Source organism: Streptomyces sp. NPDC001507 (assembly GCF_042894765.1).
Taxonomy (GTDB): Bacteria; Actinomycetota; Actinomycetes; order Streptomycetales; family Streptomycetaceae; genus Streptomyces.
In genome coordinates this window covers 107,277-123,706 of the sequence record NZ_JBIAVV010000017.1, presented here as the reverse complement: position 1 = coordinate 123,706, position 16,430 = coordinate 107,277, and the positions used below count along the sequence as shown (strand labels likewise).

At 74.2% G+C, this 16,430-nt stretch carries 15 protein-coding genes; 4 read left to right on the top strand and 11 right to left on the bottom strand.

Annotated features, from left to right (window positions below):
- Nucleotides 1–38 precede the first annotated feature (38 nt).
- A complete protein-coding gene (locus ACFY0K_RS42500; protein WP_390644408.1) occupies nt 39–1,262 on the top strand; it encodes a 4-hydroxybenzoate 3-monooxygenase in 1,224 nt (407 codons plus the stop codon).
- A 30-nt stretch (nt 1,263–1,292) separates the two neighbouring features.
- Here ACFY0K_RS42500 and ACFY0K_RS42495 read toward each other — a convergent pair whose 3' ends face one another.
- Nucleotides 1,293–1,658, bottom strand: coding sequence for an ArsR/SmtB family transcription factor (locus ACFY0K_RS42495; RefSeq protein ID WP_390644407.1), 366 nt, complete (start codon nt 1,656–1,658; stop codon nt 1,293–1,295).
- 64 nt (nt 1,659–1,722) lie between these two features.
- On the opposite strand from ACFY0K_RS42495, the gene ACFY0K_RS42490 reads away from it, so the two are divergent.
- A complete protein-coding gene (locus tag ACFY0K_RS42490) occupies nt 1,723–2,853 on the top strand; it encodes a cation diffusion facilitator family transporter (protein WP_390644406.1) in 1,131 nt (376 codons plus the stop codon).
- Nucleotides 2,854–2,984: 131 nt separating this feature from the next.
- On the opposite strand, the gene ACFY0K_RS42485 is transcribed toward ACFY0K_RS42490, so the two are convergent.
- The 4 genes from ACFY0K_RS42485 to ACFY0K_RS42470 form a co-directional block, all read right to left on the bottom strand.
- A complete protein-coding gene (locus ACFY0K_RS42485; protein ID WP_390644405.1) occupies nt 2,985–3,539 on the bottom strand; it encodes a YbaK/EbsC family protein in 555 nt (184 codons plus the stop codon).
- 31 nt (nt 3,540–3,570) lie between these two features.
- Complete coding sequence (locus tag ACFY0K_RS42480) at nt 3,571–4,143, bottom strand: XRE family transcriptional regulator (RefSeq protein ID WP_390644404.1); 573 nt, start codon at nt 4,141–4,143, stop codon at nt 3,571–3,573.
- Between the two features lie 126 nt (nt 4,144–4,269).
- Nucleotides 4,270–5,118, bottom strand: a complete 849-nt coding sequence (locus ACFY0K_RS42475; RefSeq protein WP_390644403.1) for a DUF1206 domain-containing protein — start codon at nt 5,116–5,118, stop codon at nt 4,270–4,272.
- A gap of 83 nt (nt 5,119–5,201) precedes the next feature.
- The gene (locus tag ACFY0K_RS42470; RefSeq protein ID WP_351961269.1) at nt 5,202–5,966 is read right to left on the bottom strand and encodes an acyltransferase; all 765 of its coding nucleotides are present in this window, start codon (nt 5,964–5,966) and stop codon (nt 5,202–5,204) included.
- 109 nt (nt 5,967–6,075) lie between these two features.
- Between ACFY0K_RS42470 and ACFY0K_RS42465 the strand changes: the two genes are divergently transcribed.
- Nucleotides 6,076–6,603, top strand: coding sequence for a gamma carbonic anhydrase family protein (locus ACFY0K_RS42465; protein WP_352361397.1), 528 nt, complete (start codon nt 6,076–6,078; stop codon nt 6,601–6,603).
- A gap of 66 nt (nt 6,604–6,669) precedes the next feature.
- Here ACFY0K_RS42465 and ACFY0K_RS42460 read toward each other — a convergent pair whose 3' ends face one another.
- On the bottom strand, nt 6,670–7,314 hold the full coding sequence (locus tag ACFY0K_RS42460) for a DedA family protein (RefSeq protein ID WP_390644402.1): 645 nt from the start codon (nt 7,312–7,314) through the stop codon (nt 6,670–6,672).
- Between the two features lie 200 nt (nt 7,315–7,514).
- Between ACFY0K_RS42460 and ACFY0K_RS42455 the strand changes: the two genes are divergently transcribed.
- The gene (locus tag ACFY0K_RS42455) at nt 7,515–8,507 is read left to right on the top strand and encodes a YbhN family protein (protein ID WP_390644401.1); all 993 of its coding nucleotides are present in this window, start codon (nt 7,515–7,517) and stop codon (nt 8,505–8,507) included.
- A gap of 9 nt (nt 8,508–8,516) precedes the next feature.
- On the opposite strand, the gene ACFY0K_RS42450 is transcribed toward ACFY0K_RS42455, so the two are convergent.
- Genes ACFY0K_RS42450 through ACFY0K_RS42430 form a run of 5 tightly spaced genes read right to left on the bottom strand, consistent with a single transcriptional unit; the run spans nt 8,517 to nt 16,429 of the window.
- On the bottom strand, nt 8,517–9,572 hold the full coding sequence (locus tag ACFY0K_RS42450) for a class I SAM-dependent methyltransferase (RefSeq protein ID WP_390644400.1): 1,056 nt from the start codon (nt 9,570–9,572) through the stop codon (nt 8,517–8,519).
- Entirely contained in the window at nt 9,556–10,746 is a 1,191-nt protein-coding gene (locus ACFY0K_RS42445; protein WP_390644399.1) for a glycosyltransferase, read from the bottom strand. The genes ACFY0K_RS42450 and ACFY0K_RS42445 overlap by 17 nt, the downstream gene beginning before the upstream one ends.
- Entirely contained in the window at nt 10,743–11,558 is an 816-nt protein-coding gene (locus ACFY0K_RS42440) for an alpha/beta fold hydrolase (RefSeq protein ID WP_390644398.1), read from the bottom strand. Before ACFY0K_RS42440 ends, ACFY0K_RS42445 begins: the two co-directional genes overlap by 4 nt.
- Before the next feature lie 3 nt (nt 11,559–11,561).
- Entirely contained in the window at nt 11,562–11,879 is a 318-nt protein-coding gene (locus ACFY0K_RS42435) for an acyl carrier protein (protein WP_093505746.1), read from the bottom strand.
- The gene (locus ACFY0K_RS42430; protein WP_390644397.1) at nt 11,876–16,429 is read right to left on the bottom strand and encodes a beta-ketoacyl synthase N-terminal-like domain-containing protein; all 4,554 of its coding nucleotides are present in this window, start codon (nt 16,427–16,429) and stop codon (nt 11,876–11,878) included. The genes ACFY0K_RS42435 and ACFY0K_RS42430 overlap by 4 nt, the downstream gene beginning before the upstream one ends.
- Nucleotide 16,430 lies beyond the last annotated feature (1 nt).

Here is a 16,430-nt window from a genome sequence, read left to right as displayed (position 1 = left end):
CACTGCCGTGGCTGACGGGACACCGTCATAATGCGGGGGTGACGCACCCCTCCCCCCACCGCAACTCCCCCGCCGAGGAACGCCGTACGGTCGTCGTCGTGGGCGCCGGGCCCGCCGGACTGACCGTCGGGAACATCCTGCGGGCCGCCGACGTCGACTGCGTGGTCCTGGAGACCGAGAGCAGACAGTTCATCGAGACCCGGCCGCGGGCCGGGGTCATCGAGGAGTGGGCGGTCCGCGGGCTCCGGCAGCGCGGCCTGGGCGACGGCCTGGCAGCCCGCGCGCAGGTGCACAGCGAGTGCGAGTTCCGCTTCGGCGGCGACCGGTTCCGGTTCGACTACACCGAACTGACGGACCATCATCACTACGTCTATCCGCAGCCGTTGCTGGTGACGGACCTGGTCCGCGAGTACGCCGACGCGCGCGGCGGGGACATCAGGTTCGGGGTGCGCGACGTCGCGCTGCACGACCTGGAGACGGACCGGCCCGCCGTGTCCTACCTCGACCCCGCGACCGGCGAACGGCACGTCCTGCGCTGCGCGTTCGTGGCGGGCTGCGACGGCGCGCGCGGGGTGACCCGGGACGCGATACCGCAGGGGCGGGTGCACATCGCCCGGCAGGACTACGGCATAGCCTGGCTGGCGCTGCTCGCCGAGGCGCCGCCGTCCTCGGACTGTGTGGTGTTCGGCGTCCATCCGAACGGCTTCGCCGGGCACATGGCGCGCAGCCCCGAGGTCACCCGCTATTACCTGCAGTGCCCGCCGGGCGACGACCCGGAGAACTGGTCGCACGACCGGGTCTGGGACGAGCTGCGCGAGCGGCTCGGCGCCGCCGGGGCGCCGCCGCTCACCGAGGGGCGGCTGATCGAGAAGCGCGTGCTGGACATGCACGACTACGTGGTCGAACCGATGGTGTTCGGCCGCCTCTTCCTGGCCGGTGACGCCGGGCACCTGACCGCGCCGATCGCCGCCAAGGGCATGAACCTCGCCCTGCACGACGCCTTCCTGCTGGGCGACGCGCTCGCCGCGCACGCCGTCAAGGGCGACGACACCGGTCTGGAGGGCTACTCCCACGCCTGCCTGCGCCGGGTCTGGGACTACCAGGAGTTCTCGCGGTTCCTGTCCGGCATCTACCACGGCACGGCCTCCGGCGACCCGTTCCTCGCGGGCACCAGCCTGGCCCGGCTGCGCAGGCTGTTCACCTCACGCGCGGCGGCGACGGCCTTCGCCGAGCAGTACCTCGGTGCGGCCGCCGCCTTCTGAGAGTGCCTGCCGACGGCCTCCGGCCGAAGCTCAGCCGTCCGCCTCGGCGGTGGTCTCGGTCAGCCGGTGGTCCGCCACCTTCAGCGCCTCCTCGACGAGCGTCCGCAGATGGCCGTGGCGCAGCGAGTACACCACCCGCCGCCCCTCCTTGCGCGTGCCCACCAGACCCGCGAGCCGCAGCCGGGCCAGATGCTGGCTGACGGCGGGCCGGGCGGCGCCGCACACCTCCGTGAGCGTGCTGACGTCGGCCTCCCCCGTGGTCAGGGCGTGCAGCAACGTGAGCCGGGTGCGGTCGCCGAGCAGGGCGAGGAGTTCGGCGGCGAGCGCGAACTGTTCCTCGCCCGGGGTGCGCGGGTGCGCATGATGCGCAGGTGATAGGTGCAAGCGTGCGCTCATACGCACATAATGGCGTGGTGGGCGTCCCGTGTCCACGTCCCGCGCACCGGAGAGGGGAGCCGTCATGAGCGACCGGCACCGTCACGAGCACGCACACACCCCCGACCGGCACGGCGAGCCCGCCCACGCTCACGGCCACGGCCATGAGCACGGCCATGAGCACGGTCACGGCCACCCTCGCTCCGAGTCCCGCTCCCCCGCCGCCGGCCTCCGACACCGTCTCGCCCACCTTCTGACGCCGCACTCCCACGAGACGGCCGACAAGCTCGATCCCGCGCTGGAGTCCTCGGCACGGGGCATGCGCGCGCTCTGGGTCTCGCTGGCCGTGCTCGGCGCGACGGCGTTCGTGCAGGCGGTCGTGGTGGTCCTGTCCGGCTCCGTCGCCCTGCTCGGGGACACGGTGCACAACGCGGCGGACGCGCTGACCGCCGTACCGCTGGGCATCGCCTTCGTCATCGGACGCCGCGCGGCGAACCGCCGCTACACCTACGGCTACGGGCGGGCCGAGGACCTCGCGGGAATCGCGATCGTGCTGACGATCACCGCGTCGGCCCTCTTCGCCGCGTGGACGGCCGTCGAACGGCTGCTGGACCCGCGGCCGGTCACGCATCTGACGGCCGTCGCGGTGGCCGCGCTCGTCGGGTTCGCCGGGAACGAGTGGGTGGCCCGGTACCGGATCCGGGTGGGCCGGGAGATCGGGTCGGCCGCCCTGGTGGCCGACGGGCTGCACGCCCGTACCGACGGGTTCACCTCGCTCGCCGTGCTGCTCGGGGCCGGCGGCGCCGCCCTCGGCTGGCAACTCGCCGATCCGCTCGTGGGTTTGGCGATCACCGCGGCGATCGCGCTGGTGCTGCGGGACGCGGCGCGCGAGGTGTTCCGGCGCGTGATGGACGCGGTGGACCCGGAGTTGACCGACCGGGCCGAGCGGGCGCTGCGGGAGGTGCCGGGGGTGCGGGCGGTGGATGAGCTGCGGCTGCGGTGGATCGGGCACCGGCTGCGCGCCGAGGTGGCGGTCGTGGTCGACGGCGAGGCGACGGTACGGCAGGCGCACGCGGTCGCCGTCGCGGCGGAACACGCGCTGCTGCACGCCGTGCCGAGGCTGACGGCGGCCCTGGTGCACGCGGATCCGGCCCCGGCGCCGGGCCAGGCGGACCCGCACCTGGCGTTGGCGCACCACGTACACGCCGGCTCCTGAGCGCGGCGCCGGACGCGCCGCGACATGCCGTCGTCAGGCTGCGGCGCCGTCGCGGCTGGTCACGCAGTTCCTCCCCGGCCTTCGGCCCGGGGGCACCCCGGCGCCCCTGACGGGGCGCTGACGACGGAGCGTCAGACGCCCAGCCCCGGCAGCACCACCGCGCCCGGCAGTTCGGCGAACGCCTCGCCGGGGACGAGGAGTTTGCCGCGCCGGCGGCCGCTGCCGACCAGGACGTAGGGCAGGTCGACCACGGCCGGGTCCACCAGCAGGGGCCAGTCGCGCGGGAGTCCGATCGGGGTGATGCCGCCGTACTCCATGCCGGTCGCGCCGGTCGCGGTGTCCGTCGAGGCGAACGAGGCCTTACGGGCGCCGAGTTGGCGGCGCACCACGCCGTTGACGTCCACCTTGGTGGTGGACAGCACCAGGCAGGCGGCCAGGGTGGTCTCACCGCCGCGCTTGCCCGCCACCACCACGCAGTTGGCCGACTTGTCCAGCAGGTCGTGCCCGTAGTGCTCGACGAAGACCGCGGTGTCCGCCCACTGCGGGTCGGTCTCGACGTACACGATCCGGTCGGCGGGCACCGCGCCGGTCCAGTGCCGTACGGCGTCGGCGACCGGCGCGGTCAGTTCGTCGAGGCAGTCGGGGGCGGAGACGGCGGTGTCGAAGTCTCCGATGGGTGCGCGCATGTCCGCACGCTAACAGCCCGGCCCGCCCGGCTCAGGGCACGGGCGGCACGGAGACCGTCATGACCATCTCCATCGGCACGTCCCCGGTGTTGCCGTACACATGGGCCGAGTTGGCCTCGAAGGAGGCGCTGGCGCCGGTCGGCACGCGGTAGTCGACCCCGTCGACGGTGAGGGTCAGTTCACCGGCGGTGACATGGACGATCTCCACCGTGCCGGACGGATGCGGCTCCGAAGGGCTGCTCTCGCCGGGCATCAGACGCCAGTCCCACATCTCCAGCGGGCCGGGCGCCTCGGTCCCGGCGAGGAGCCGGTTGAAGCTGCCGGCCTCGGTGTGCCACAGCCGCACGGCCTTGTCGGCGGGGACGATCTGGACCTTCGGGCCCTGCTCGTAGTCGAGCAGCGTGGTGATGCTGACACCGAGCGCGTCGCCGATCTTGACGACGGTGCCGATGCTCGGGTTGGTGCGGGCCTGCTCGATCTGGATCAGCATGCCCCGGCTGACCCCGGCCCGGGCCGCGAGCACGTCAAGCGTGAAGCCGCGCACCGCCCGCCAGTGCTTCACGTTGCGGGCCAGGGACTGGGTCAGCAGGTCGAGGTCCGACACGTTCCGTCCATCGTCGAGTGCATCGCGGTCCATTATTTTCGCGTGCAGGGTTCGATCAAATGTACTACGGCGGGATGTACCTGACCGTGCACCGAACTGTACTGGGAAGCGGTGCCGTTCCCGGCATCAGATCCTGCGCCAGCGTGCGTTGCACCACGAGAAGACGCCGAAGGCCGCCAGACCGAGCGCGATCGCGGCGAGCAGCCACGGACCGGCGGGCAGATCGCGGAACGTGCGCAGGGTGTCGTCCATGCCCTTGGCCTCGCCGGGCCGGTGCCTGACGGCCGCGACGACCGCGAACACCCCGGCGACCGCGAAGACGGCCCCGCGTGCCGTACCCCCGGTCACCCCGAAGACGTCGGTGAACCGCCTGGCCCGCGAGGACATGGCGGCGGTCCGCAGCTTCTCCCGGAACTTCAGCCGGACGGCCCGCACGGCTATCCACAGCCCGGCGGCCACCACCCCGGCCCCGGCGACGCCCACGATCCACTGGCCGCCCGGCCAGCCCAGCACCGTGGCGGTGACGTCGTGCGTCTGCCGGTCCGAGGACCCGCTGCCGCTGCCGCGCTCCCCGGCCGCGTACGACAGCACCGAGTAGCAGGCGAAGACGTAGAAGACGCACCGGCCCGCCGCGGCCGCGCGCTTGGACGGCTCGGCGCCCTTGGGTCCCGCTCCGCCGAACACCGCCTCCGACAGGCGCCACAGCGCCATGCCCGCGAGCGCCACTGCCAGGACCACCAGCAGCGCCGCCCCGAAGGGCCGGCCGGCCAGTTCCTCCAGAGCACCGCCGCGATCGGCCTGCTGTCCACCGTCCCCGCCCTGCCCGAACGCGATCCGCAGGGCGATCACGCCCACCAGTACGTAGATCAGCCCGCGGGCGGCGAACCCGGCCCGTGCCGCCACGGCCAGCGCCTGACTGTGCGCCCCCCGAGCGGCCCGGCCGCGCGCCCGCAGTGTCCATGCCTGTGCATCCATACCTCGCCGGTGCCCCGGTCCCCCGGTCCGACACCTCAGCGGACGTCGTCAGCCCGGGGCAAGCGCGCCGGCCGCGGCCCGGCTCAGCTCTCGGGCTCCAGCTCGGCGAGCCGCGCCACGTCCGCCTCGTCCAGCTCCGCCAGCGCGCGCAGCTGCTCCGGCGTGGTGCCCGCCGGGATCGGCACCGGCGGGGGCGTGCGAAGCGGCGGCTGCCAGCCGGTCTCGGGCGTCCAGCGGCGTACCACCCGGGCGGGCGCACCGGCCACCACGGCGTGGTCGGGCACCACGCCCCGGACCACCGCACCGGCGGCCACCACCACGTTCCGGCCGATCCGCGCGCCCGGCAGGATCACCGCGCCCGTGCCGATCCAGCACCCCGGGCCGATCTCCACGGGCTCCATGCGGGGCCACTGCCGGCCGATGGGCTCGTGCGGGTCGTCGTAGGAGTGGTTGGTGGAGGTGACGTAGACGTACGGGCCGAAGTAGCAGTCGCTGCCGATGGTGACCGTCGTGTCCGCGATGACGTGACTGCCGCGGCCGAGGACCACGCCGTCGCCGATGCGCAGGATCGGGTCCGGACCGAGGTCGAGGTCGGGCATCAGGCCCGCGGTGAGTGTGACCTGTTCGCCGACGATGCAGTGCGAGCCGAGGTGGATCCACGGTTCGCCGAAGACCGTGCCGAGCGGGAAGGCGAGCCGGGTGGCCTCGCCGAGGGCGCCGAACCGGAAGCGGCCGGGATGGTCGGCGGTGACGGATCCGGTGCGCTGCACCCAGGCCCAGGCCGCGTGCACTGCGCGTTGGGCGAGGTGACGGCGCCAGGACGAGAACGTGTTCTTGGGCTTCGGCACGCAGTCACGCTACTCAGCGGGCTGCGGCTTGCAGAGGGTGGGCTGCTGTGATCTTCGCCCCAGGCGGTGGCGTAGGTTGCCGGGGAATCGACGACGACGGGAGACGGTGATGACGCAGCGGGCGCTGATCGTGGGGATCGGGGGGCGCGAGCCGAAGGTCGGGGCCGACGTGTTCGTGGCGCCGACCGCCTCGGTGATCGGGGACGTGACGCTGGAGGCCGGGGCGAGTGTCTGGTACGGGGCGGTGGTGCGCGGGGACGTGGAGAGGATCACCGTGGGGGCGCAGTCGAACGTCCAGGACAACGTGACCTTGCACGCGGACCCGGGGTTTCCGGTGAGCGTCGGGGAGCGGGTGTCCATCGGGCACAACGCGGTGGTGCACGGGGCGACCGTCGAGGACGACTGCCTGATCGGGATGGGGGCGACCGTGCTGAACGGCGCCGTGATCGGGGCGGGGTCGCTGGTGGCCGCGCAGGCTTTGGTGCCGCAGGGGATGGTGGTGCCGCCGGGGTCGCTGGTGGCGGGGGTGCCGGCGAAGGTGCGGCGCGAGCTCAGCCGTGAGGAGCGGGAGGGGGTGGCCCTCAACGGGACCTTCTACGCGGAGTTGGCTGTGGCGCATCGCGGGGTGCACGAGTAGGTCGTGGGGCGGGTGCGGCGGAGTGGGGGCTGGTCGCGCAGTTCCCCGCGCCCCTTTCGGGGCGCTTCAGTCCCCGGCGCTCACAGGTTCCGCTTCCTTCTGCGTCATCTGGGCCTTCTTCGCCCGGCGCTGCACGACCAGCATCGACGCCAGCCCGAAGAGGACCGCTGCTGCCAGGCCCGCGTACGAGAACCGCTTCAGCCAGTCCTCGGCGACGAGGCCGACGTAGTAGACGACCGCCGTCGTGCCGCCCGCCCAGCAGATGCCGCCGAGGAGGTTGGCGGTGAGGAACTTCCAGTAGGGCATGTGGAGGACGCCGGCCAGCGGGCCCGCGAAGATGCGGAGGAGGGCGATGAAGCGGCCGAAGAAGACCGCCCACATGCCCCACTTCTCGAAGGAGCGCTCGGCGGTGGCGACGTGGCCCTCGCTGAAGTGTCTCGGGAACTTCCTGCCCAGCCAGGCCAGCAGTGGGCGGCCGCCCTTGCGGCCGATCGCGTAGCCGATGGAGTCGCCGACCACCGCGCCCGCGGTGGCGCAGGCGCCGAGGACGAACGGGTTGATGCCCGAGTGCTGGGAGGAGAGCAGCGCGGCGGAGACCAGGACGATCTCGCCCGGCAGCGGGATGCCCAGGCTCTCCACGCCGATCACCAGCGCCACCACGGCGTAGACGGCGACCGCGGGCACCGAGTCGAGCCATTCCTGGACGTGCACCGCCGGAACCTCCCCTGTCGTGTGCTCCTTCCTCACGAAGGCTACCGGGTCGGCCGGGTACCACCGCGCCCGCGGCACCGGCCCGCCCCCCTGCCTTCGGCTTTCGGACATCCGGGTGTCACACGGGACGGGAAGGCTCCCCGGCGTCTGCTCGCCTGCGGCTCCCCACCGCCGGCCCGCCGTGGAAGGACAACGTCCCCGTGTCCTCACTGTCCTCGCTGTCCCCGCCCTGCCCCGACGCGCCCGGGCGTCCGCTGCCGGCGCCCTCCTCGATGGCGGGCCGGCCGCTCCGGCTCGCCCTGTGCCTGTCCCCGCTGCTCATCGCGGCGGTCTGGGGCCTGACCAACCAGTCACTGCTCCACGAGGGCGTCACCCGGCTCGCCCGCGCCGAACCGGCGTGGCTGCTGGCCGCGGGCGGTTTCACCTGCCTGACCTGGGTGGTGGCCGCCTGCATGCGGCAGGGCGCGGTGCCCGACCGGCTGCCGCCGGGACTGCTGCTGGCCTCGCAGTTCGCCGCCGGCGCCGCCAACCACGCGCTGCCCGCCGGACTCGGCGCGCACGCCGTCACCGTGCGTTTCCTGCGCACCCGGGGCGTCCCCCTGGAGCGGGCCACCGCCTCGATCGCGCTGTACTCGGTGGCGAAGTCCGGTGCGAAGACGGTCGTGCTGATCGGGTTCCTGCTGTCCTCGTCGGCGTGGCGGCGGCTGGGCGAGCTGGTGCCGGACGGCGTGGTGCTGATCCCGGTCGCCGCGGTGCTCACTTTGCTGGGCGTGGCGACGGCCGTCGTACGACCGCTGCGGCGGCCGGTCACCGGCATGGTGCGGAGCGCGTTCACCGACGCCAGGACGGTGCACGCGCGGCCCGCCCGGGTGCTGGCCCTGTGGGGCGGGGCCACCGCGATGCCGCTGGTGCAGGCGTGCGTGCTGGCCTGCACCGGGGAGGCGCTCGGGCTCGGGCTGTCCTGGGGCACCGTGATCTTCGCCTACCTGGCGGCGGGCACGGCGGGGGGTGCCGTTCCGGTACCCGGCGGGGTCGCGGTGGACGCGGCGCTGGTGATCACGCTGGTCGCGTTCGGCTCCCCGGTGGCGGTGGTCACCGCCACCGTGATCGGCTACCGCGTCCTGACCGACTGGATTCCGCTGCTGCCGGGCGCCCTGGTGCTGTCGGCGATGATCCGCGCGAAGGTGCTGTGAGGCGAGGCGTCAGTCGCGGCGGGCCACGATCCGGTAGGCGTTGGAGAGGCGGAGGCGGCGGGAGAGCGGCCGTACCGCGAAGCGGTCCAGGAGGGTGCCGGCGATCAGGGCCGGGATGCCGGCGATGAGCAGGGCCGCGCGGAGCGCCTTCCGCGGGGCGCCGGGCGGGGTCGGCAGCCAGGGGGCGTCCTCGCGCGGGGCGGTGTGGTCCAGGGCGAGCCAGACGGCGGCCAGCAGGTCGACGGGGTCGTGGGCCTCGGCGTGCTCCTCGGCGACGACCGTGAAGCCCAGGCCGGTGAGCCGGTCGCGGAGGTTGGCGACCGGGACGAAGTGCAGGTGCTGCGGCTGGAGCCAGGGCAGCCACCAGCGGCCCAGCAGGCGGCCGTAGCGGCTCTCGGGGTCGGGGACCTCGATGAGGAGGTGGCCGCCGGGGCGTACCGCCTCGTGGGCGGCGCGCAGTTCGCGGTCGGGGTCGGTGCTGTGCTCCAGGTAGTGGAACATGCTGACGACGTCGTAGCGGGCGGCCAGTTCGGGGGCGAGGTCCGGGAAGGCGCCGCGGTAGGCGTGCTCGACGCGGCCTTCGCGGGCGGCGAGTTCGACGCCGTCGGTGAAGTCGAGGCCGTCGAAGGCGGTGCCGGGCAGCACCTCGCGGGCGGCCTCGCAGAAGTGGCCGTGGCCGGTGCCGACGTCGAGCCAGTTCTTGGGGGTCGCGTCATGCGGGACCAGGGACCGGGCGCGGCCCTGGTACATCTTGGTGCGGCCGCCGAAGGTGCCGCTCATCTTCTGCTCGCCGAGGCCGTCGTAGAAGTCCCGGTAGTAGAAGTCCAGCCCCGTCTCGTTCAGGCGCGGGTTCTGGAAGGTGTGGCCGCACTCCTGGCAGCGGTCGAGGACGAAGGCACCGGGCTTGTGCTGGAGCAGGTCGGTGGTGCGCAGCCGGGTGGTCAGCCGGTCGGAGGCGCACCAGGGGCAGGTGGTGCGCCGGGGTTCGAAGAAGCGGTCGGTGCCCTCGGCGAGGTCCCGCTGGTAGGCGGAGCGCAGCGCCTCGACGTCACTCTGCTTGCTCATCGGGTCTCCTTGCGTACGGGTCTGCTGCGAGGGCTTCCAGATGGGTCGCGGCGGCCGGTGCGCCGCCCGCCGCGCGGAAGGCGGTGCGGATCCTGGCCGCCGCGGTGCGCGGGCCGGGCTCGTACAGGACGGTGTCGAGGGCCTCGCCGAGCCGCGGGGCGGTGACCCGGCCGAACCGGACCCGCAGGCCCGCGCCGGCGTCGACGACCTGCCCGGCGATCACCGGCTGGTCGTCGCGGATGGGTGCGACGACCAGCGGGACGCCGTGCCACAGGGCCTCGCACACGGTGTTGTGCCCGGCGTGGCAGACGACCGCGTCGACCCGTTCCAGGAGCGGGAGCTGGGGCAGCGAGGGCAGGATCAGGATGTCCTTGTCGTCGGCCGCGGGGGGCAGGGTGCCGCCGGGGTCGGCGACCAGCGCCTGGACCCGGTCGGCCCGGTCGCGTACGGCGGCCACGCACTCGGCCAGGAACCGCCCGCCCACGTCCGCGTTGGCGGTGCCGAGGGAGATCAGGACCCGCTCCCGGCTCGGGTCGAGCCAGTCCCAGGGGAAGCCGTCGGCGACCGGCCGCTCGGAGATCGACGGGCCCACGTAGCGGACCGCCGGCCGGTCGGTGGGGCCCGCCAGTTCGGGTGTGGTGAAGGCGAGGGTGAGATGGGGCGAGAAGCGCGGGTCGGCGGTGCCCGCCGGGTCGCCGAAGCGGCCGCGCAGTTCCGCGAGCCGGTCCCGGAGCCACTCCGCGACCTTGGGGATGCCGTCGTAGGCGCCGCCGAACTCGGCCGAGGTGGTCGCGGAGGTCGCCCACGGCAGGCCGAGCCGCTCGGCCACGAGCGCCCCGGCGAAGGCCTGTTGGTCGGCGACCACCACATCGGGGCGGAACTCGTCGACGGCCGCCGCCACGCCGGGCGCCATGGCGTCCGCCAGCGGCACCAGGAACCACTCCCAGAGGAATCTCAGCGCCTCCGCGCCCCGCAGGTCGGCGGGCCGTTCGCCCGCCAGGGCGCCCGCGCAGGGGAACACCGTGGCCGCCGGACCCGCCAGCCGGTGCACCAGCCCGGCGTCGGCGCAGACCCAGGCCACCCGGTGTCCGCGCGCGGCGAGTTCGGCCGCGACACCGACGGCCGGGTTGATGTGCCCGACCAGGGGCGGTACGGCGAACAGGAAGCCGCTCACCGGACCCCGGCCCGTACGCCGCCGCTGACCGAGTGGATCAGCTCCAGGATGTGTCCGCCGACTGTGCCGGACGCCTCGACCAGCACGGAGTGCTCGTGCCCGGGCAGCACCACCGACCGGTAGTCCGCGAGCAGGGCCTCCTTCAGCGGGACCACCTCGACCAGGTCGGAGTCCCCGCCGTACACGCCGAGGACCGGGCAGCGTACGGCGCTGATCTGGTCCTCGGTCAGGACCCGGCTGGCCGGGATGTCCCGGCCGAGGCTGGTCTCACGGGCGAGCCGGGCCGCGCCCTTGGCCAGGCGGGCGGTGTTGTGGCTGCGGTTGGCGGTGATCCAGGCGATCGCGTCCGGCTCGTTGTGGGCGAGTTCGGTGACGACCCGGTGCAGGATGCCGCCGAGTTTCGCGGCCCAGGCGGCGGTCGCCGGTTCGGACTCGATGAGCGTCAGGCTGGCCGCGCGCTCCGGGTGGCGGGCCGCGTAGCCGAAGGCGATGGTGCCGCCGTAGGAGTTGCCGACGAGGTGGACCGGGCCCGTGACCGCCAGGTGGTCGAGCAGGGCCTCCAGGTCGTCGATGTTGTGGTCGAGGGTGTAGCCGCCCGCCGGGCGGCCGCTGCGGCCGTGGCCGCGCAGGTCGTACATGACCACGTCGAGGCCGGAGGCGGCGAAGGCGGGGGCCACGGTGAAGTAGTAGCTGGCAAGGCTGTCGGTGAGCAGCCCGTGGACGAGGACCACGGTGGCGACCGGGGTACGGCCCTCCCCCGGGCCCATTCTCTGTACGTGCAGCCGGACGTCTCCGGTGTCGACGATCGCCATGACTCAGCCCGCCTCCGTGGCCTTCAGGCTCCACACCACGTACTCGACGAGCCGGCCGACGGTGAGTTCGATGATCTCGTCGAACTCCATCCCGGCCAGGAACTCGGCGAAGTTGACCCGCTTGCCGTACCGCTCCTCCAGGAGCCCGGCGAGGGTGACCAGGTCGATGCTCTCCAGCTCCAGGTCGCGGTTGAAGGTGGTGCTCATGCCGATCTCGGCGTCGTCGTCGCCGTACTCCTCCAGGAGGGTGCGGAGCATCCCCGCGAGGTCGGCGAGCACGGCCTCCTCGTCGGCGCGGATCTCGGGCTCGGTGGGATTCATCGCGGGTCCTCCTCGGGGTCTGCGGCTGCCGGTCCGGTGGTCCAGGCCACGACGTAGTCGCGGTCCGGCAGTGCGGGGGGATTGCGGACCGGTGCGCAGTGCACCGGGTAGGCACGTTCCAGCCGGCCCGAGACCAGCAGCCGGCTGCCGTCGGGAGCCGCCTCCAGTACGGTGAAGTCCCTTGGTCTGCCGTCGAATCCGGTGCCCTCCGCCTTGGCGACGGCCTCCTTGGCGGCCCAGAAGCGGGTGAACCACAGCGACGGCGAACCGTCGGCGTCGCCGGCGGACAGTGCGTGCAGCAGGCGTAGTTCGTCCGCACCGAGCGCGACCTCCATGGCCGCCGGGTCCCGGTCGGTGACCTCTTCGAGGTCGATGCCCGGACCGGGTCCGGGGGTGTGCGGACGTACGATCGCCACCGCCGCCTCGGCCCGGTGGGCGAGCGAGACGTCCAGCGCGGGCAGCGTGCGGCCGTGCACGCCGACCACGTACGGGCGGCCCAGCTCGTCGTTGTGGACGCGGAGTTCGGCCGGGAAGACCGGGCCCTCGCCGTGCTGCCAGAGCCACCGGCGTACCGCGTCCTTGGCGGCGATGCGGCCCAGCAGCCACTGCCTGCGACCACGTGGCGGGCGCTCGGCGTACTGCGAACGCTCGGCTCCGCCGAGGGAGTTGCGCATGATCAGCTCGCGGGAGGCCAGGTCCGGCCAGCGTTCGTGGAGCAGGGTCCAGCCGCCGGGCCGGGCCTCGGAGAGGGTGTTGCGTTCCGGGAAGCGCTCGACGGGGCGGGTGTGCGGGTCGTTGTCGAAGCGGCGGTCCTGCCAGCCGTCGATCCGGGCCCAGACCCGGTCGCCGACGGTGAGTTCCACGTCCGCCTCCAGGACGGTGTCGGTGAGCGAGGTGATCCGGACCAGGCAGCCGACCTCGGTGCCGGGGGCGGGATGCGGGCCGTGGAAGCGCATCTCCCGCATCTGCACCGGGAAGACGACGGTCCGCTCGGTGCGGGTGGACATGATCCAGTAGCCGAGGATCTGACCGACGTTGTCGAGCAGGGCGCCCGGGGCGGCGGGCGTGGTGATCACGCCGCGGACGTGCCGGTCGCCGATCGCGGTGAGTTCGGTGACGCCCTGGAACGCCGGGCCGTGGAACATCCAGCGCTCGGCGTACAGTTCGGCGGCCGTGTGGCCGGGGGTGCGCTCGGGAGCCGGGGGCCGGGCGGGTCCTGCGGGCGGCGGGGTGTGGGCCGGGGCCACCTCCACGACCGCGCGGGCGGTGGGCCCGAAGGTGACCGTGACGCGGCCGGGACCTTCGGGGGTGACGGTGACCTGGACGTCGACGGCCGGTGTGGCGGTGAGCCAGCGGTCGAAGCGGGCTCCGTGCACGGCGACCGCCCGCAGTCCGGTGGCGTCCTCGGCCGCGTCCACCATGTGCTGGACGATCGTGGTGGCGGGGACCACCGGCCACCGGTCCTCGGTGTCGGGCCAGCCGGGGCGTTGCGGGAAGAAGCAGTGGTCGAGGAGGTGCGGCATCGCCTCGGGGGACACCTTGAGGGTGGTGGTACGGGGCGTGGGGGGTGGCGTGGCGGGGGCGGGGACGCTTGGCCTGGCACGGGGGGCCGTGGTGGCCGGCGCGGCGCTGATCGCGGTGAGGACGGCCGCCGCCGTGTCCGCCGTCTCCCGCAGCAGCGCGTCGAGTTCGGCGGCGGCCGGGACGCGGGCGGCGAGGTCGTCCAGCGGGGAGGGCCCGGCGGGTGTCGGCCGGCTGCCCAGCGCGGCGCGGAGTGCGGGCAGTTCCGGGCCGTCCAGGGACACCAGCGCGCCGCCCAGGTCGAGCCGGACGGGCGGTCGCTGTCGTGACGGCGTGGCGGTGCGGGCCGTGCCCGGGACCGCCGGTGCGACGGCGGCGCCTGCGGTCCACAACGCGGTGGCCACGCGCCGGAGCTGGGCCAGGCCGGAGCGGTGCGGGGAGTTGGCCGCCACGGCGAGGTGGTCGCGGTCGCCGAGGGTGTCGCCGATCAGGGAGGCCAGCTGCCCCGGGCCGGTCTGGACGAAGACCCGGTGCCCGTCGGCGTACAGGGCCTCGACCAGCTGCCGGAACCGGACCGGCTCCAGCAGGTGCCGGACGAACAGCTCGCGTACCTCCGCCTCGGCCGCCGGGAAGGGGGCCGCGGTGGTGCCGGACCAGACCGGGACGGTCGGCCGGTGCAGCCGGAAGCGCTCGGCGGCCTCCCTGATGGGGGTGAGGTACGGCGCCAGCATCGGGGTGTGGAATCCGGACCGGAAGGGCAGCACCTGGCACAGCACGCCGTCGGCGCGGAAGGCCCGGACGAAGTCCGCCACGGCCCGGTCCGGGCCGCAGACCATCGACTGGTTCGGCGCGTTGTCGTGGGAGAGGACGATCCCGGCGCCCGTCCAGTCCGCGCGGAGTGCGGCGAGGACTCGGTCGGCGGGGGCGCCGACGGCGGCGAAGGCCAGGCCCGGGACGGTGACCGCGTCGGGGTCGAACCCGGCCATGAAGGCGTCGACCTGGTCCCCCGCGTAGAGCCCGGCGGCCACCATCGCGGTCCACTCGCCGACGCTGTGCCCGGCGACCGCGTCCGGCACCACGCCCATCCGGCGCAGCGCCGAGTCCAGCAGCCGCCCCACGCCGACGACACCGAACCCATGACGGCCTACGTCCCCGACCCGCACGGCGTCCATGGCGGGGCCGGTGACGGCGGGGAGGCCGAAATGCGTGGCGATGTCGTCGACGCGGGGAGTGAACTCGCCCTCCAGGCCGGGGAAGACGAAGGCCAGCCTGCCGGTGCGCAGCAGCGGGGCGGGCCGGAACCAGACGTCGTTGCGGCCCTGCCAGGCGCGTCCCTTGCCGACCGCGCGCCGGGCGAGCGCGAGCCGTCGGGCGGTGGGGTCGACGATGCCCAGGCGGACCGGGCCCGCCTCCCGGTGGGTTCCCCCGGGGGCGAGACCGGCGGCGAGGACGGCGGAGTCGTCGGCGGCGAGGAGTGCGGTCAGCTGCCCGGGGGTGTCGGCGGCGAGCAGGAGGACGCGCTCGGGTTCGGTGACTTCGATGCTTTCGGCGATGCGGGGTGCGGCCGCTTCCGTGCCGCGGCGGCTGACGGTGGCGGCGCGACGGCCGGGGGCGGCCTCCTCCAGCACCACGTGCGCGTTGATCCCGCCGAACCCGAAGGCGTTCACGGCGGCTCTGCGGACCGGCTCTCCCGGAGCGGTCTCCCAGGGCGCGGCCCGGTCCAGGGTCCGGAAGCGGGTGGCGGCCAGGGCCGGGTGCGGGTCGTCGCAGTGCAGGGTGGGCAGCAGGGTGGCGTGGTGAAGGGCGAGGGCGGCCTTGACCAGCCCGGCGACTCCGGCGGCCGGCATGGTGTGGCCGATCATCGACTTCACCGAGCCCAGCACTGCCCGGTCGCTCTCGCCCTTGCTCGGTCCGAACACCTCGGCCAGCGTGGTGAGTTCGGCCGCGTCCCCGGCCGGGGTGGCGGTGCCGTGCGCCTCCAGGAGGCCGACCGAGTGCGGTGCGGCGGGGTCGAGTCCCGCGGCCCGCCAGGCCTGGCGTACGGCGTGGGTCTGGCCGCCGGGGTCGGGGTTGACGAGTCCGGCGGTGCGGCCGTCGCTGGCCACGCCGGTGCCGCGGATCACGGCATAGACGCGGTCGCCGTCGCGTTCGGCGTCGGCGAGGCGCTTGAGGACGACGACCCCGGTGCCCTCGCCGATGAGGATGCCGTCGGCGTCGCGGTGGAAGGGGCGGATGCGCTGGCTCGGGGAGAGCGCGCGCAGCTGGGAGAAGACGCTCCACAGGGTGATGTCGTGGCAGTGGTGCACTCCCCCGGCGAGCATCAGGTCGCAGCGCCCGGCGCCGAGTTCGGTGACGGCCTGGTCGACGGCGACCAGCGAGGAGGCGCAGGCCGCGTCGACGGTGTAGGCGGGACCGCGCAGATCGAGGCGGTTGGCGATCCGGGAGGCGGCGAGGTTGGGCACCAGGCCGATCGCGGACTCGGGGCTGGCGGGGCCGAGTCGCTCGGTGAACGCCTCGCGCACCCTGGCCAGTTGCCCGGGCGTGAGGTCGGGCACCAACTCGCCGAGGGTGCGGACGAGTTGCCCGGCGGTGCGGACCCGCTGGTCGAGCCGGACCAGGCCGGGGGTGAGGTAGCCGCCCCGGCCCAGGACCACGCCGATCCGGTGCCGGTCGGGCAGCCGGTCCGGGCCGCCCGCGTCGGCGATCGCCGCCGCGGCCACGTCCAGGGCGATCAGCTGGTCGGGCTCGGTGCCGTGGACGGAGTTGGGCATGATCCCGTACCGGGTGACCTCCACCTCGGCCAGCCCGTCCACGAAGCCGCCGCGCCTGCAGTACACCTCGTCGGGCATGGCGGGCCCGGCGGCCGAGCCGGGCCGGTAGTACTCCGCGTCCCAGCGGCCTTCGGGCACTTCTCCGATCGCGTCCACGCCGTCGCGCAGGTTGGTCCAGTAGGCGTCGAGGCCGGCGGCGCCGGGGAGCAGCACCGCCATGCCCACGATCGCGACCGGTGTCCGGCGGTCGTCGGTCATG

What these genes read in the sequence shown, in the direction of transcription:
- ACFY0K_RS42495 (WP_390644407.1), bottom strand. Translation starts at nt 1,658, where the DNA reads ATGAGCGCACGCTTGCACCTATCACCTGCGCATCATGCGCACCCGCGC.
- ACFY0K_RS42490 (WP_390644406.1), top strand. Translation starts at nt 1,723, where the DNA reads ATGAGCGACCGGCACCGTCACGAGCACGCACACACCCCCGACCGGCAC.
- ACFY0K_RS42485 (WP_390644405.1), bottom strand. Translation starts at nt 3,539, where the DNA reads ATGCGCGCACCCATCGGAGACTTCGACACCGCCGTCTCCGCCCCCGAC.
- ACFY0K_RS42475 (WP_390644403.1), bottom strand. Translation starts at nt 5,118, where the DNA reads ATGGATGCACAGGCATGGACACTGCGGGCGCGCGGCCGGGCCGCTCGG.
- ACFY0K_RS42465 (WP_352361397.1), top strand. Translation starts at nt 6,076, where the DNA reads ATGACGCAGCGGGCGCTGATCGTGGGGATCGGGGGGCGCGAGCCGAAG.
- ACFY0K_RS42450 (WP_390644400.1), bottom strand. Translation starts at nt 9,572, where the DNA reads ATGAGCAAGCAGAGTGACGTCGAGGCGCTGCGCTCCGCCTACCAGCGG.
- ACFY0K_RS42440 (WP_390644398.1), bottom strand. Translation starts at nt 11,558, where the DNA reads ATGGCGATCGTCGACACCGGAGACGTCCGGCTGCACGTACAGAGAATG.
- ACFY0K_RS42435 (WP_093505746.1), bottom strand. Translation starts at nt 11,879, where the DNA reads ATGAATCCCACCGAGCCCGAGATCCGCGCCGACGAGGAGGCCGTGCTC.
- ACFY0K_RS42430 (WP_390644397.1), bottom strand. Translation starts at nt 16,429, where the DNA reads ATGACCGACGACCGCCGGACACCGGTCGCGATCGTGGGCATGGCGGTG.